This window comes from Devosia psychrophila (genome assembly GCF_000971275.1).
Taxonomy (GTDB): domain Bacteria; phylum Pseudomonadota; class Alphaproteobacteria; order Rhizobiales; family Devosiaceae; genus Devosia; species Devosia psychrophila.
Map to the genome: position 1 here is coordinate 59,478 of NZ_LAPV01000199.1, position 15,201 is coordinate 74,678.

The window sequence follows — 15,201 nt, forward strand, 5'->3', positions numbered from 1 at the left end:
CGAACTTCTCGGGATGGGTCCCGGCTCAAGGCCGGGATGACATCGTGGGTGGGGATGTTTTGTTGCGTGACGCCTACTTCAACAGCCACTCATGCTCGGGCGCGTTGTGGAACTTCCACACTCGTTTCGGACCGGCCATGACGTTGAGATAATACAGGTCATACCCCGCCGTGGTTGCCACCGGGTGATAGCCCTTCGGCACCAGCGTTACGTCGCCGTCTTCCACTGCCATGGCTTCGTCGAGGCTCCGGTCATCAGTGTAGACGCGCTGGAAGGCGAAGCCCTGCGGTGGGTTGAGCCGATGATAATAGGTCTCTTCGAGAAAGCTCTCGTTGGGCAGGTCATCCTGGTCGTGCTTGTGCGGCGGATAGGACGAGGTGTTGCCCTGCGGCGTGATCACTTCCACCACCAGCAGCGAGTGCGCCGCGCCGTCATTTTCGGGCATGATGTTATAGACATGGCGCACATTGGCGCCCTTGCCGCGCGACAGGCGCGGATGGGTGCCTGGCGCGATTACCCGGGCTTTGTAATCACCACCACCCGGCGCCGCACACACCGCTAGTTCCACGTCAGTGGTCGCATCGGCAACCCACGCGCTGCCCCTGGGCACGTAGACCGCCCAAGGCGCGCCAGCGAATGGGGTCATACGCTCGCCAATCTCGCCGAAGTCATGACCGTCGACCGAAATGCGCGCCTTGCCGCTGACCAGCACCAGGCACAATTCCTGGCTTCCGCTCTCGCCGCCGGCAACTTCGCCTAAAGTCAGCTTATGGAGCGCGAAGCCGACATATTTCCACCCGGCCGAGGCCGGGGTGATGTCATGGACGGGGCCCGTCGTCGTCTTCGGGCGCACTTGGAGGTGGGATTTGCTCATTTGCGGGTTCCTCTTTGGGGAAGGCATAGAAGAAATTGTAGAGCGAATAGGCCAGCGCCGCGCCCACCAGCACACCCCAGAAGGGCTCCTTGTTCCAAAGCCATTCCCAGGCGCACCAAATGGCGAGGAATGCCGTGACGCCGACGCGGCGCCACAGGGGTCGAAACCAATTCACGTCGCTGGTCTTGAGGGCCAATGCGCCATCCTTCCTGAAACTGTCTGGATGGCCTTGTAAGCAAGGCTCAGCCCTTGGGGAAGCCCTGCGTTTCCACCGTGTAGCCGGCCGCCGTCATGGCGCGCATCAGTTCGGCGTGTCCCACCTGGGCCATGCGCAGCGGCGGGTTTGGCCTGGGGTCCTGTTCGGCCTCGACCACGAACCAGCCCTCATAGCCATAATCGGCGAATTTCTGCACAATGGCGCCGAAGTCCAGCGAACCATCGCCCGGCACGGTGAATGCGCCCAGGGCGACGGCATCAAGGAAGGACTGTTTGGTCCGGTCGAGCCTGGTGATGACATCCAGGCGCACGTCTTTGACGTGAACGTGGTTAATGCGGGCGTGGTGGTTATCGATGGCGCGCAGCACATCGCCGCCGGCAAAAGCCAGGTGGCCCGCATCGAGCAGCAGCGGAATGCCGGCACTGGAATGGCTCATGAAGGCATCGAGTTCGGCCTCGGTTTCAACCACGGCCGCCATGTGATGATGATAGCTCAGCGGCATGCCCTGCTCGGCGCACCATTCACCAAACTGGGTGACCTTGCGGGCATAGGCCTTCATCTCGTCGTCGGAGAGTTTCGGCTTCTGCGCAAGAGGAATCTCGCGCTTGCCCTGAACCGAGCGGCCGACCTCGCCATAGACGATGCAGGGCGCCTCGACCGCCTTGAACAGTTCGATCATCGGCGCGATGCGGTCCTTGTTGGCGCTGAGGTCTTCGTCCACCAGCGTGCCGGAAAACCAGCCGCCGCACAGGGTGACATCGGCCGCCTTGAGTATCGGCAGCATGACGTTGGGATCATCCGGAAAACGGCGCCCCTTTTCCATGCCGGTGAAGCCCGCCGAGCGCGACTGGTGCAGGCATTCTTCCAAGGAAACGTCATCGCTGAGTTCGACCAGATCGTCGTTCCACCACGCGATAGGCGACATGCCGAGTTTGGCTTTCAATTTTAGGCTCCAAGTCCTGCCCAGAGGGCTATTTCAAACACCGGATTGACATCTTGGGTGTGGGTAGTCTTGCGGCAAATTTACCCCGCCCGCTGCGCCTTGAGCGCTTTCACATACGCCTCGCGCGCCGCGTTTACCCGCGGTCGATCGCTCACCTCCGGCACGGCCACGTCCCACCAATGTCCGCCCTCGTCAGTGGTAACCAGCGGATCGGTATCGATCACGATCACCGTCGTCCGGTCATTGCTTTCGGTTTCCTGCAGCGCCGTTTCCAGCTCGGCGATTGAGCTGACCTTCCGCGACATCGCCCCCATCGAGGCGGCGTGGGCAGCGAAATCAATATTTGGTAGAGTGACATGGTGGGTGTCCTTCAACAAATTGTTGAAGTTGGCACCACCAGTGGCCATCTGCAGCCGGTTGATGCAGCCGTAGCCGGCGTTGTCGAGCAGCACGATGGTCAGCTTGGCGCCCAGCATGACCGAGGTGGCGATTTCGGAGTTCATCATCATGTAGCTGCCGTCGCCGACCATGACGACCACGTCCGCGTCCGGCCGCGCCAGCTTGACGCCGAGCCCGCCGGCAATCTCGTAGCCCATGGTCGAGAAACCGTATTCCATGTGGTAGTTGCCGGGGCCATTGGCCTTCCACAGCTTGTGCAATTCGCCGGGCAACCCGCCGGCGGCGCAGACCAGCACGGCGTTTTCACGCGCCCGCTGCACGGCGCCGATTACCTGAGCATCCGATGGCAATTCGGCATTGGTAGAGGCCGTGGCGCGGTCCGCGGCGATCAGCCACTCATGCTTGCCGGCCTTGGCCTTGTCGGTCCAGTCGCTGTCGACCAGCCAGCCGGTAAGAGCGGTATTCAAGGCCTCGAGGGCCGCCTTGGCGTCTGCTACCAGCGGCAGTGCCTGATGCTTGTGCGCATCAAACGGCTGCACGTTAAGACCGATAATCTTGAGGTTATCGTTCTTGAACAGCGCCCACGAGCCGGTGGTGAAATCCTGCAACCGGGTGCCGATAGCCAGCACCACATCGGCCTCTTCGGCCAAGGTGTTGGAGGCCGATGTGCCGGTAACGCCAACCGAACCCATGTTGAGCGGGTGATCATGGGGCAGGCTGGATTTGCCGGCCTGGGTCTCCATTACCGGCACGCCATAGCGCTCCGCGAAGGTGAGTAGCGCCCCGATTGCTTGAGAATACAGCACGCCGCCGCCGGCGATGATCACCGGCTTCTTGGCACGCAGCAAAGCGGTCGCCGCGGTGGCGAATTCATCGCTGTCCGGCATGACGCGCCGCACCCCCCAGACCTTCTCGTCAAAAAAGCTCTCTGGATAATCGTAGGCTTCGGCCTGGACGTCTTGGCACAGGCTCAGCGTCACTGGGCCACATTCGGCCGGATCGGTGAGCACCTGCATGGCGCGGCGAAGGGCCGGAATGATCTGCTCGGGCCGGGTGATGCGGTCGAAATAGCGGCTGACCGGCTTGAAGCAGTCATTTACCGTAATGGTGCCGTCGCCGAAATCCTCGGCCTGTTGCAGCACCGGATCGGGCAGGCGGTTGGCGAACACATCGCCGGGCAGCAGCAGCACGGGCAGGCGGTTCACATGCGCCAGCGCTGCGGACGTCACCATGTTCAGCGCGCCGGGGCCGATGGAGCTGGTGCAAACCATGAAGCGGCGGCGGAAACTGGCCTTGGCGAAAGCAACAGCCGCATTGGCCATGCCCTGTTCGTTCTGCGCCCGATAGGTGGGGAGGGTGTCCTTGATGCCGTAGAGCGCCTCGCCCACGCCAGCAACGTTGCCATGGCCGAAAATGGCGAAGACACCGCCGAAGATTGGGACTGTTTCACCGTCGATGATCGTTTTTTGCATGGTCAGGAATTTGGCCACGGCCTGGGCCATCGTTAGGCGGATAGTGTTCTGGCTCATCTGGCCTGTTCCTCTCAGCGGCGTTTCCCGCCAGTCTATCTGTAGGCCTCATCCTGAGCTTGTCGAAGGACGAGGTCGTGGCAACATTGTGCCAAATCAACCTCGTGGTTCGACAGGCTCACCATGAGGTTGATTGGGAGCGCCGAGGCTAAGCCGCATTGCTCACGCCCAAGCGTTCCCACACTTCAACCAGTGCGCCGAATTTCCGCGCCATGTCGTCTACGGCCTGCTCATCACTCATGCCACCGCCGAGCCAGCTTTTGGCCGCTTCGGCAAAAATCGTCCGCCCGACGGCAAAGCCCTTTACCGTGCGGGAACTGCGTGCGGCAGCAAAGCCGGCTTCCAGTACTTCGTGCGACGCCTCCAGCCCAAGCAGTACGACACCTCGGCAAAACGGATCGCGCGTCTCGATCACCTGGTCCACCGCCGACCACGCCGCCGGGCTGGCTTGCGGTTCGAGCTTCCACCAGTCCGGTTTGATGCCGGCGTCGTAAATCTCGGTCAGCGCACGGCTGATCGTATCATCGGCCACCGTTCCGTGCTTGCTGGCAATGATCTCTATCAAGATATCCCGACCTACCTTTCGCGCCGCTTCATAGGCGGAGCGCAGCTTTTCCATCTGCAAGGTCTTGAGATCGGCGGTATCGTCGGGATGATAGAAGCACAGCACCTTGATGCAGTGATCGACCGGCCAGTCGACCAGCCGCGAGCCAAGGTCCTGGCTGAATTCGAACTGCAGCGGGCGCGAGCCGGGAAGTTCTATCGGCTTGCCGATCCAGAAGTCCTTTTCGGCACCGGCAGCAAACAGTGCGTCGCGGCCGTATTTGTCATCGAGCAGCATGCCGAAGCCCGGACGCCCATTCGCCACGCGGCTTGCAGCTTTGACGGCCAAGGCTTTGAACGCAGGGATGCGCGCGAGCAATGTGGCATCGCCGTTGGCGAGGTCTTCGAGCTGGCTGCGGTGATCGATTGCCAGTGCCATCAGGCTGGGGATTTCTCGGCGGCGATTGCTGGCCCAATGGATGTGATTGAGTTCGGCATCGTTGCGCAGGGCGCGCTCGGAGCTGCCGTGTTCAAGGAAATAATTGAGCTCTGCCCAGCTTGGATATTCCGGCGCGCACATCAGCCTCGATACGGCAAAGGCGCCGCAGGCATTCGCCCAGGTGGCGCTGGTCGCGTGCGGCTCGCCGGCCAGCCAGCCGCGCAGCCAGCCGCTCATGAAGGCGTCGCCGGCGCCGAGCACGTTGTAGACCTCAATCGGGAAGCCCTTGCCGACAATGCCGTCTTCGAGACTGTCGGGGATGGGGCCGTCATAAACCACGCAGCCCATGGGGCCGCGCTTCAGGACGATTGTGCCGGAGGACAAGCTACGGATCGTCCTGAGCGCGGAGAGCAAGTCGGCTTCACCGGAGGCAATCAGCACCTCTTCCTCGGTGCCGACGATCAGGTCACAGTCGGGCAGGACCGACTGGTATTTTTGCGAGACGACATCGGACGCGACATAGCGGGAAAAGCCTGCCTCGTGTCCGGCGAGGCCCCATAGATTGGGGCGGTAATCGATATCGAAGGCGACGCGGGCGCCATTGGCCTTTGCAAAGCGGATGGCCTTTTTCTGCGCGGCCTCGCTGTTTGGGCGCGAGAAGTGCGTGCCGGTCACTACAATGGCGCGGGCCGAGGCGATCAAGGCTTCGTCCACATTGCTTTCGTCCAGCGCCATATCGGCGCAGTCTGTCCGATAGAAGATCATCGGCGAAACGCCCTCGGCCTCAACCGACAGAAGCACCAGCGCCGTCAGTCGATCAGGGTCGGTGGCGATGCCGGAGGTTTCGACGCCTTCGCGGTCGAGCTGTTGGCGGATGAAGCGGCCCATCTGCTCATTGCCGACACGGGTGATCAGCGCCGACTTGAGGCCAAGGCGCGCCGTGCCGACGGCGATATTGGTGGGGCAGCCGCCGACCGATTTGGCGAAGCTCCCGATATCTTCCAGGCGCGTGCCGATCTGCTGGCCATAGAGGTCAACGGAGGCGCGGCCGATGGTGATGACGTCGAGTGTTTTCGTCCCGTGATCGGGGTGCGCATTCGCCACGTCGATCCTCCCAAGCGGCCTCTGGCCAATATGCAGTCATCCAGCAAGCTGGTTGCCAATATGAAACATGGGTTCCGACAATTCGTCAATATGGAATGTTCATTCCAGATACGGAATTGCGTATCGGCTCCCTGGTTGGTTTGGAATCCGTTCATCGTCCAACTCAGCCGCGGCGACGCTTTTCGGCGATGGAAACGGTCAGTGCCATGGCGAAGGCCATGCTGGCCGACAGCGAGCGGAAACCGGCATGATCAGCCTCGACCACTTCGAACCATTCCGTGGAACATTCGGCCAGCGGCGAAAATGCCGAATCGGTCAGCGACACCACGGGAATGCCACGCGACGCCATCATGCGGGCCTGGGCGGCGCTTTCAGACGCATAGGGTGAGAAGCTGATGGCGAAGGCCGCATCCTTGCTGGTCGCCATGGCCAGCATGTCGTCGTCGATACCGGCTGATGTGCCAACCAGCTGGCAGCGCACTTTCAGCTTGCCGAACGCATAGGCCATATAGCTGCTGATCGGGTAAGAGCGGCGCTTGGCGATCAGGTAGATGGTGTCGGACTTGGCTAGCAGCGTCACAGCCCGCTCGAAGGCGTCAGGATCGACGGCCGCTGCAATGGCATCAACCGAACGATGCGCCGCCGCCACGAAGCCATTGAAAATGGTGGTGCTTTCGGCCAGTGCTGCGCCATCCTGCTCCAGTGTGCGCAGCCGTTCTTCGTAAGACGAGGTTCGCTCACGCAGCCGGGCACGGAACAGCAGCTGCAGGCCGGAAAATCCGTCGAAGCCGAAATGTTGTGCGAAGCGCACCAGAGTCGAAGGCTGCACCGCTGCCGAAATTGCAATGCTGGCTGCGGTGCCGAAAGCGATCTCGTCAGGATGATCCAGAGCATAGGCCGCGACCTGGGTCAGCCGCTTGGGCAACTCGCCCTTACGTTCCAGGATCGCCGTGCGCAGCGCATCGAAATCCTGCGGCACTGGCGGTTTTTCGACTGTATCGGACATGGCTGGGTCTCGTTGTTCCCGCTCATAATCCCCAATATCCCGTCCCAATCAAGTCTCTTTAGAAAGCCTATTCCGGAAATAGAACGGATGGACTATTTATTTCGTGATCTGTGGAGGACGGAATGAAAACTTCAATCGGCGTGGGTTTGATCGGCACCGGCTATATGGGCAAATGCCATGCCCTTGCGTGGAATGGCGTCAAAGCGGTGTTCGGCGACGGGCCGAGACCGGAGCTGCTGCATCTGGCCGAGGTCAATGGCGATATTGCGCGCAAGAAGGCCGATGAGTTCGGGTTCGAGAAATCCACCGGCGACTGGCGCGAGCTGATTGCCGACCCGACAGTGGACGTGGTTTCAGTGACAACGCCCAATGCTTTCCATGCCGAAATGGCCATAGCAGCCCTTGAAGCTGGCAAGCACGTCTGGTGCGAAAAGCCGATGGCCGTGGCGCTTGCCGATGCCGAGCGCATGGCGGCAGCGGCCAAGGCGGCCGACAGGGTGGCGGTGCTGGGCTATAACTATATCCAGAACCCGCTGATCCGGCAGATCGGCCAGATTTTGGCCGATGGCACCATTGGCACGGTGAACCACGTCCGACTCGAAATGGACGAGGATTTCATGGCCGATCCTGAGGCGCTGTTCTACTGGAAAAGCGACGCCAGCTCGGGCTATGGCGCGCTGGACGATTTCGGCGTGCATCCGCTGAGCCTGTTGCAGGTCTTGTTCGGACGGCCGACACGGGTGTTTTCCCATCTGTACAAGCCTTATCTGGATCGTCCCACAAGCGATGGCTCACGACGCGCCGTCGAGACCTTCGACATTGCCAGCGTGCTGTTTGAACTGGCCGGAGGCACCAGTGGGGTGATGGCGCTCAATCGCTCGGCTTGGGGCCGCAAGGGGCGCATCGCACTGCAGATTTTTGGCAGCAAGGGCACTATTGTCTACGATCAGGAGCGGATGAACGAGTTGCAGCTTTATGTGACCAGCGACAAGCCGACCGAGCAGGGTTTCCGCACCATTCTTTCGGCGCCCCAGCATGCGCCCTATGATCGGTTCATCCCTGCGCCCGGACATGGGCTCGGCTTCAACGACCTCAAGATCATTGAATGCCATGAGTTGCTGAAGAAAATTGCCGGGCATGATGCGCGGGTGATCGACTTCGATATCGGGCTGGGCATTGAGCGGGTGGTGCATGCCATGGCACAGAGCCATCAGCAACAGCGCTGGATCGACGTGGCTTAAGGACTGAACACCATGCAGAAACTGCTCGTGCTGCAATCGCTTTGGGCGATGCAAAACCTCCGCAACGCGCCATCCGACCGCTCGCTGGAGGACAATGTTGCGCTGATCCGGCAGGCCGGCTTCGACGGTATCAGCACGATGTGGCACGACGATGCCACTGCTGAGGCCAGTGCTTCGGCGGCCAAGGCGCAGGGGCTGATCATGGAGGGCACCTGCCTGCCCACCGATCTCGATCAGGTGCCGCCGGCGCTGGAGCGTGGCCTTAGGCATGGGCTGCATCATCTGAACCTGCAGCTCAACATCCGGCCGCGCAGTTTTGCCGAGGCAGTGGATATTCTGGGGCGACTCGAGGTCATGACGGGGCAGGTGGATTTCCCGGTCTATGTCGAAACCCATCGCGGGCGGTTGACCAATGACCTGCTGTTCACGCTCGACCTGCTCGACGCACTGCCGAACCTGAAACTGCTCGGCGACCTTTCGCATTATGCGGTGGCGCGGGAGGTGGAACTGCCGGTTTCAGAGGAGATTGAACAGCAGATCAGCCAGGTGCTAGATCGAGTATGGGCGTTTCATGGGCGGGTCGCCGGCAGTGGGCAGGTGCAACTGCCGATCAGCTTTGCGCAGCACAAGCCGTATCTGGACCTGTTCGCTTCGTGGTGGGAACGCGGTTTTGCAAGCTGGCGCAAGCGCGCGGGGCCGGATGCGGAACTGAGCTTTGTCTGTGAACTCGGTCCGCAGCCGTATTACGCGATTTCGGGCGCGGACGGGCGCGACCTGACGGATCGCTGGGACGAGTCGCTGATGCTGCAAAAGCTGGCGCGAGATATCTGGGCCAAGGGTTAAAATATGCTAAGGCGAAGGAATGAGCATGCTTGCCTGCGCCATTCCACGTCAGCGAGAAAGCCGGCAATGATTACCTGTTTCGACATTGGCGGCTCCGCCATCAAGGCCGCGACTGCCACCGGGCCGGAAACGCTACAGACGATCGGCCGCGTGACCACGCCCCTGCAGGATTTCCAAGCCTTCGCCGGGGCTATTGCACAACTGGTCGAAGCGGGTGAGGCGCCAGCAGGAACGCCGGTTGCCATTTCCATCACCGGCGTCATCGACCCCGATAGCGGCATTGCCACTGTCGCCAATATCCCGGGCATCGACGGGCGCAATTTGGCGCAGGACCTCGGCGTATTTTTAAGCTGTCCGGTGCTGGTGGCCAACGACGCCGATTGTTTCGTGCTGGCCGAGGCACATGCGGGTGCCGGCAGGGGCCATCGCGTGGTGTTCGGTGCCATCCTGGGCACGGGCGTCGGCGGGGGATTGGTGGTCGATGGCAAGTTACATCGCGGCGCGGGCGGTTGGGCCGGCGAATGGGGGCATGGCACCATCGTCGCGACGCAGGTCAGCGTGCCGCCGTTTGAGCTGGCGCATATTCCGTGCGGCTGCGGACGAATGGGATGTCTCGACACGGTCGGCGGCGCGCGCGGCATCGAGAAATTGCACAAGATTTTGCATGGCACCGAACTCGTCAGCCTGGCGATTATCGACCGATGGACTGCTGGCGATGCCGCGACGGCCCAGACAATCGATCTCTATATCGAGCTGGTGGCGCAGCCGCTGGCGCTCGTCGCCAATATCATCGGTCCCGACATCATTCCGGTTGGTGGCGGTCTGGGAAACAGTGCGCCATTCATTGCGCGTCTCGACGCGGCGGTGCGGCAGCGCATCCTGCGCAAGACGGAGCGGCCACTAGTGGTGCCGGCGCAACTCACGGTCGATGCGGGCCTGACCGGCGCCGCCAATCTCGGTTTTTCCCAAGGATGGCTATGATGCTGCTCGAAGTTTGCGTCGACGATGCTGCCGGTCTTGCGTCTGCCATTGTTGGCGGCGCCGACCGGATTGAACTTTGCTCGGCGCTGGAACTTGGCGGACTGACGCCAACGCCCGGCCTGATGGCGCTGGCAGCCCGGGCACCCATCACCGTTCGCGCCATGGTTCGCCCCCGGCCGGGCGATTTTGTTTTTGGTGCGGCGGATGTCGAAGCCATGCTGGGCGATATCGCGGCGATCCGGGCTGCGGGTCTCTCCGGCGTGGTGCTCGGGGCTAGCCTGCCCGACGGACGGCTAGACACCGAGACTTTGCATATCCTGATGCGGGCGGCGACGGGACTTGGTGCCACCCTGCATCGTGCGGTGGACTTGGTTCCTGAGATGGCCGAGGCCATTGAACAGGCGGTGGGGCTTGGGTTCGACACCGTCCTGACTTCGGGCGGGGCGTCGAATGTGATTGATGGTGCCGAGACGATTGCCCTGGCGCATCGCATTGCCGATGGGCGGCTGACCATCATGGCTGGTACGGGCGTCAATGAGTCTTCGGCGGCTCAATTGCTGGTGCGGGTCAAGCTGGACGCGCTACACGGATCCTGCTCGGAACCGGCCCCCGTTGCGAGCGCAGCGGCGAGCCGGCTGGGCTTTGACAGTCCGGGACGCAGATCGACCAGTGCGGCTAAAGTCGCTGCGCTGAAAGCGGTGATGGTGCGCAGCCAGACAGGGCGGCGCTAAAGTGCCGGCAGCCAGTGGCCGGACGGCGTTTTCGCAAGACGCGGCGATGCCAGCGGGGCGGTGATCCGGTCACGCCATTTGGTCAGCGGCTCATGCCAGCGGGTGCCCTGCAGCATGGCTGCCGTGATGGCGACCGGCGCTATGCCGACGCGGTCCAGCAGATGCAGTACGGCTGCCATGGATGTACCCGAACTGATGACATCATCGACCACGACGACGCGCTTGCCGGTCAACAGCGGCAGCGAGCGCGGATCGAGGAAAATGGTCCTCTGGTGGGTCGGGCTGGTGATGGACGACATCGGCGCCGAGAGATCGTCGCGATACCAGAACTTGCGCGATGTGCCGAGCGCCACCATCCGGCCGTGATCCAGCCGACGCGCGACATTATTGGCCAGTGGAAGGCCCAGCGTCGGCACGCCGATGATCACATCGGGCTGGTACGGACGCAGCAGATCGACCATCGCAGCTGAGAGGGCGTCCTCTACTGTAAAGCTTGCTTGATTGACGATCAGCGATGCGACTGCCGCCGTGCCGTCGCCTGGTAGCACCCGGATCGGCAGCAGCAACTGGCTATTGTCCGGCAGGGCCGCAGGATAGCCATCAAGCCAGCCTACTGTCGGCGCTTCGTCATGGGTGCCGGCCGGATCAATGGTCTGCCAGAATTGATGCGGAAGAAGAGACAATCGCGGTTTCCTTGCTGGCCGAAAGCAAATGTTGGATGCTAGGGCGGAGTTGATTTTTCAAGAGCTTAGCAACCGATGACCCATGGCAACAATGAACCGTTCGAACTCGAAGCGATGATTGCGCTGCGGCAGGACCTGCATGCGCATCCTGAGCTGGGGTTCGAGGAGCTTCGTACAAGCCAGATCGTGGCCGAGCAGCTCGAGGCGGCGGGAATCGAAGTGCATCGCGGCATGGGGATAACTGGTGTCGTCGGCACGTTGCGCGTTGGTGACGGTGATCGCAGCATCGCGCTACGGGCAGACATGGATGCACTGGCCATGCCCGAATTGGGGGATGTTCAGTACAAGTCCGGTACGGCGAACACCATGCATGCCTGCGGCCACGACGGGCATACGGTGATGCTTCTGGCGGCAGCGCGGCATCTGGCGCGGACGCGGCAGTTTTCGGGCACGGTGCATTTCATTTTCCAGCCGGCCGAAGAGGGACGCGGCGGCGCCAAGGCGATGATCGATGACGGTTCCTCGACCGTTTCCCAATCGACGCCGTCTATAGCCTGCACAACATGCCGGGGCTGGCGGTGGATGAGATGGCCGTCGTTGCGGGGCCGCAACTGGCGTCGTCGGACAGTTGGGAGGTCACCTTTCATGGTGTCGGCACTCATGGGGCCAAGCCGCATCTGGGGCGAGATGCCATGACTGCGGCAGCCCATTTCATGACGGCGATTCACACCATCGTGGCGCGGGTAATCGACCCGCTGCAGCCAGCCGTGGTCAGTGCCTGTGCGATCACTGGCGGCGACTTTCGGGCGCTCAATGTCATTCCCGATGACGTGCGCATCGGCGGCACGGCGCGGGCTTATTCGGCGCATGTCCGGGATCAATTGGAAGCCGAGATCGGTAAGCTCGCCGCTGGCGTAGCCGGTATGTTCGGAATTCGGGCGAGCTACAGCTTTACCCAGCGCATTCCGCCGGTGATCAACGAGACCAAGGCAACGGCAGCGGCTCGGGCTGCGGCAAGTGTCGCGACTGGTAAGCCAGTGGTGACCGATTTTCCGCCGTCGACGGCGGGCGACGACTTCGCCGAATTCGGCAACCGCGTGCCTGGCTGCTACGTCTGGCTGGGCAATGGCCCCGCCGTCGAGGGCGCGCTGCATCACAATTCGCGCTACGATTTCAACGACGCGGCGATCCAGACCGGCGCGCGCTATTGGACGACACTGGTCGAGCAGCAGTTGCGCTAGCGGAAGCCGCTAGCCAGTAGCTTGAGGACGCCTGGCACATCAACCTGCATGGCGACGGACACTGGCGAGCCGCTGACGCTTATTGTCAGGCCGCCGGCATCTGAATCGTCGCTTAGATTGACCGATAGCCGGTAGAGCTCAATGCCGAACAATTCCGGCGCAAGGGCAAGCAGCATGACGCAAGGATCATGTAGCGGGCGGCTGGTCTTGTCGTCCAGCAGGTAGGCGGTTAGCAGCGAAGCGGCAGTATCCCCGGCGATGTTCCCACGCAGGGCCTCGACATAGGCGCGGTCGGCCCTGACGCGTCTTGTGACGTCGAGCGGAACGATGGTGGTGCGGATATCCGAGTGCAGCACTAGCGCGGTTGCCTCGGGATCGGAGGCAAAGTTGAACTCGGAGGCGGGACCGGCATTGCCGGGCTCGAGAATGGCGCCACCCATGACGATCAGGTGGCCGATGCGACCGGCAGCCTCGGGGTGCTCGTCGATTAGCCGAGCAATGTTGGTAACAGGGCCAAGCGCCAGAACGTCTATGCTGCCGCTGGGCTCCGCCACAAGCGTTTTAGCTAGCCAGGAAACTGCGTCGGTCTGGTGAGGAGATGCGGGCGCTGGCAGTTGGACGCCGCGCAAGCCATCGTCGCCATGCACGACGATGGCATCGATATTGTTACGCATCAGGGCCGTGGCTGCCCCGGAAATGACGGGGATATCGCTGCGGCCCATCACGCTGAGCAGGCCGCCGGCATTGGCCGTGGTGCGGTCCAGCCCGATATTGCCGGCAACCGTGGTCAGCCCGATAACGTCAAACCGGCCGCTGGCCAATGCGAACAGGATGGCCACGGCGTCGTCAAGGCCCGGGTCTGTGTCGATGATGACTTTTCTATTCATGGAGCGGAAACAGCACGATTTTTGAGAGCTTCACAAGACCCTTGTCGGGATGGCGCGACATCGAGGCGGGCGAGATATCGTCAAGCCAGGTCAATGGGTTTGGTCTATCCGTTGCATTTCGGCCTTGAACATAGTGGCGATCTGGATGGCATCCCGTGTGGCCTGGACGGGGTCCAACGTCTCGACGTGGCGATCGCGCATCAGCCAGCGGCCGGCGACCATGGAATGGGTGACGTCGGTGGGTAGGGCCGCGAAGACCAGCATAGAATAGGGATCGTAGATCGGGTGCAGGCGTGGTGCGGCGAGACTGACCCGGATCAGGTCGGCCTGCTTGCCGGCTTCCAGGGAGCCGGTCTTGAGATTAAGGCTCAGGGTGCGGGCGCCCTCGATGGTGGCCATGCGGATGACATCGACGGCGGGCAGCGGCTTGCGCGAGCCGCCGAGCAGTTTGGCAAACATCGAGACGGGGGCGAACTGCGAAAACAGGTCGAGCGTATTGCCGCTCATGGCGCCGTCGCTGCCGATGCCGACGGGCAGGCCCGCATTTCGGAGGCGTTCGACCGGGGCGATGCCGCGACCCGCCTTGCCATTGGAGCGCGGATTGGTGACGACGCAGACCTGCGCCTCGCTCATCATGGTGATGTCGGCGTCGTCGAGTTGCAGGCAGTGGGCGCAGATCAGATTGGGCTTGAGCAGGCCGGCATCGCGTGTGACGGCGACGGTGCTTTGGTTATGAGTTTTCAGTGCCCACTCGACTTCGAGGGTGCTTTCGGCAAGGTGCATCTGGACGGGGACGTTGGGATGGTCGGACGACCAGAGGGCGATGCGTTCCATCACGGCGCGGCCGGTGGAGTAGGGCGCGTGGGGGGCGATCGAGGGGGTGACCAGCGGGTGGTCGCGATAGGCGTCGACCAGTTGTTCGACGCGGGCAAAACCTACGTCGAAATTCTTGTGATCGGGCGGATCGAAATCGGCCAGGGTCTGGCCGACGATGGCGCGCAGGCCGGCGCGGTCGCAGACGTCCGCCACTTCGGTTTCGAAATAATACATGTCGGCGACGGTGGTGACGCCGCCCTGGATCAATTCGACGGCTGCGAGCGTCGAGCCGACGCGGACCATCTCGGCGGTGACGAACTTGCGCTCGAGCGGCAGGATGTAGCGGTAGAGACGATCATCGACGTCTTCGGCGAGGCCGCGGAACACCGACATGCCCATGTGGCAGTGGGTGTTGACCATGCCGGGCATGACGATATCGCCGCCGCAGTCGATGATTTCGGCGTTGGTGATGGAGGGCGGGGTGCCGGAGCCGAGGGCGGTGATGGTGGTGCCGTCGATCTGGATCCAGCCGGGGTCATGCTGGGTCAGTTCGTCGTCGAGGGTGAGGATCCAGGCGTTGGTGAGGAGGGTGGTCATGGGGTTGACCGGTCGCGCCCAGTCCACCGGGCAGCACCTCCCCCTCGACGGGGGAGGCTGGGTGGGGGTGTGAGAGCCCCGATATTGGGGCCAAACGACCCCCTCCCTTGATCCCTCCCCTCACGAT

13 protein-coding genes and 1 pseudogene are annotated in these 15,201 nt (G+C 62.3%); 5 read left to right on the plus strand and 9 right to left on the minus strand.

Annotation, left to right across the window (positions count from 1 at the left end; all coding sequences use genetic code 11):
• Positions 1 to 73 precede the first annotated feature (73 nt).
• The 6 genes from iolB to WH91_RS20745 form a co-directional block, all read right to left on the minus strand.
• The gene (gene iolB / locus WH91_RS20720; RefSeq protein ID WP_046172909.1) at positions 74 to 874 is read right to left on the minus strand and encodes a 5-deoxy-glucuronate isomerase; all 801 of its coding nucleotides are present in this window, start codon (positions 872 to 874) and stop codon (positions 74 to 76) included.
• Positions 819 to 1,070, minus strand: coding sequence for a hypothetical protein (locus WH91_RS24430; protein WP_046172910.1), 252 nt, complete (start codon positions 1,068 to 1,070; stop codon positions 819 to 821). Before WH91_RS24430 ends, iolB begins: the two co-directional genes overlap by 56 nt.
• Before the next feature lie 46 nt (positions 1,071 to 1,116).
• Positions 1,117 to 2,034 (minus strand): myo-inosose-2 dehydratase, encoded by a 918-nt coding sequence (gene iolE, locus WH91_RS20730; RefSeq protein WP_046172911.1) that lies wholly within the window; start codon positions 2,032 to 2,034, stop codon positions 1,117 to 1,119.
• An 80-nt stretch (positions 2,035 to 2,114) separates the two neighbouring features.
• A complete protein-coding gene (iolD, locus tag WH91_RS20735) occupies positions 2,115 to 3,962 on the minus strand; it encodes a 3D-(3,5/4)-trihydroxycyclohexane-1,2-dione acylhydrolase (decyclizing) (RefSeq protein ID WP_046172912.1) in 1,848 nt (615 codons plus the stop codon).
• Positions 3,963 to 4,110: 148 nt separating this feature from the next.
• Positions 4,111 to 6,048 carry a bifunctional 5-dehydro-2-deoxygluconokinase/5-dehydro-2-deoxyphosphogluconate aldolase gene (locus WH91_RS20740; protein ID WP_046172913.1) on the minus strand — a complete coding sequence of 646 codons (1,938 nt, stop codon included), beginning with the start codon at positions 6,046 to 6,048 and terminating at the stop codon, positions 4,111 to 4,113.
• 163 nt (positions 6,049 to 6,211) lie between these two features.
• Complete coding sequence (locus WH91_RS20745) at positions 6,212 to 7,054, minus strand: MurR/RpiR family transcriptional regulator (protein WP_046172914.1); 843 nt, start codon at positions 7,052 to 7,054, stop codon at positions 6,212 to 6,214.
• Positions 7,055 to 7,176: 122 nt separating this feature from the next.
• On the opposite strand from WH91_RS20745, the gene WH91_RS20750 reads away from it, so the two are divergent.
• The 4 genes from WH91_RS20750 (at position 7,177) to WH91_RS20765 (ending at position 10,850) form a co-directional block, all read left to right on the plus strand.
• A complete protein-coding gene (locus WH91_RS20750; protein WP_046172915.1) occupies positions 7,177 to 8,295 on the plus strand; it encodes a Gfo/Idh/MocA family protein in 1,119 nt (372 codons plus the stop codon).
• A 12-nt stretch (positions 8,296 to 8,307) separates the two neighbouring features.
• Positions 8,308 to 9,138 carry a hypothetical protein gene (locus WH91_RS20755; protein ID WP_046172916.1) on the plus strand — a complete coding sequence of 277 codons (831 nt, stop codon included), beginning with the start codon at positions 8,308 to 8,310 and terminating at the stop codon, positions 9,136 to 9,138.
• Positions 9,139 to 9,204: 66 nt separating this feature from the next.
• Entirely contained in the window at positions 9,205 to 10,119 is a 915-nt protein-coding gene (locus tag WH91_RS20760) for an ROK family protein (RefSeq protein ID WP_046172917.1), read from the plus strand.
• Entirely contained in the window at positions 10,110 to 10,850 is a 741-nt protein-coding gene (locus WH91_RS20765) for a copper homeostasis protein CutC (RefSeq protein ID WP_143078107.1), read from the plus strand. Before WH91_RS20760 ends, WH91_RS20765 begins: the two co-directional genes overlap by 10 nt.
• Here the strand turns inward: WH91_RS20765 and WH91_RS20770 are convergent.
• The gene (locus WH91_RS20770; protein WP_046172919.1) at positions 10,847 to 11,533 is read right to left on the minus strand and encodes a phosphoribosyltransferase; all 687 of its coding nucleotides are present in this window, start codon (positions 11,531 to 11,533) and stop codon (positions 10,847 to 10,849) included. The genes WH91_RS20765 and WH91_RS20770 overlap by 4 nt on opposite strands.
• Positions 11,534 to 11,608: 75 nt before the next feature.
• On the opposite strand from WH91_RS20770, the pseudogene WH91_RS20775 reads away from it, so the two are divergent.
• A pseudogene (locus WH91_RS20775) lies at positions 11,609 to 12,774 on the plus strand (M20 aminoacylase family protein).
• On the opposite strand, the gene WH91_RS20780 reads toward WH91_RS20775, so the two are convergent.
• Complete coding sequence (locus tag WH91_RS20780) at positions 12,771 to 13,661, minus strand: nucleoside hydrolase (RefSeq protein WP_046172920.1); 891 nt, start codon at positions 13,659 to 13,661, stop codon at positions 12,771 to 12,773. The pseudogene WH91_RS20775 and the gene WH91_RS20780 overlap by 4 nt on opposite strands.
• A 90-nt stretch (positions 13,662 to 13,751) precedes the next feature.
• Positions 13,752 to 15,074, minus strand: coding sequence for an amidohydrolase family protein (locus WH91_RS20785; protein WP_052953023.1), 1,323 nt, complete (start codon positions 15,072 to 15,074; stop codon positions 13,752 to 13,754).
• Positions 15,075 to 15,201 lie beyond the last annotated feature (127 nt).

What these genes read in the sequence shown, in the direction of transcription:
- WH91_RS20780 (WP_046172920.1), bottom strand. Translation starts at nt 13,661, where the DNA reads ATGAATAGAAAAGTCATCATCGACACAGACCCGGGCCTTGACGACGCC.
- WH91_RS20760 (WP_046172917.1), top strand. Translation starts at nt 9,205, where the DNA reads ATGATTACCTGTTTCGACATTGGCGGCTCCGCCATCAAGGCCGCGACT.
- WH91_RS20745 (WP_046172914.1), bottom strand. Translation starts at nt 7,054, where the DNA reads ATGTCCGATACAGTCGAAAAACCGCCAGTGCCGCAGGATTTCGATGCG.
- WH91_RS20750 (WP_046172915.1), top strand. Translation starts at nt 7,177, where the DNA reads ATGAAAACTTCAATCGGCGTGGGTTTGATCGGCACCGGCTATATGGGC.
- WH91_RS20755 (WP_046172916.1), top strand. Translation starts at nt 8,308, where the DNA reads ATGCAGAAACTGCTCGTGCTGCAATCGCTTTGGGCGATGCAAAACCTC.
- WH91_RS20785 (WP_052953023.1), bottom strand. Translation starts at nt 15,074, where the DNA reads ATGACCACCCTCCTCACCAACGCCTGGATCCTCACCCTCGACGACGAA.
- iolB (WP_046172909.1), bottom strand. Translation starts at nt 874, where the DNA reads ATGAGCAAATCCCACCTCCAAGTGCGCCCGAAGACGACGACGGGCCCC.
- WH91_RS20765 (WP_143078107.1), top strand. Translation starts at nt 10,110, where the DNA reads ATGGCTATGATGCTGCTCGAAGTTTGCGTCGACGATGCTGCCGGTCTT.
- iolD (WP_046172912.1), bottom strand. Translation starts at nt 3,962, where the DNA reads ATGAGCCAGAACACTATCCGCCTAACGATGGCCCAGGCCGTGGCCAAA.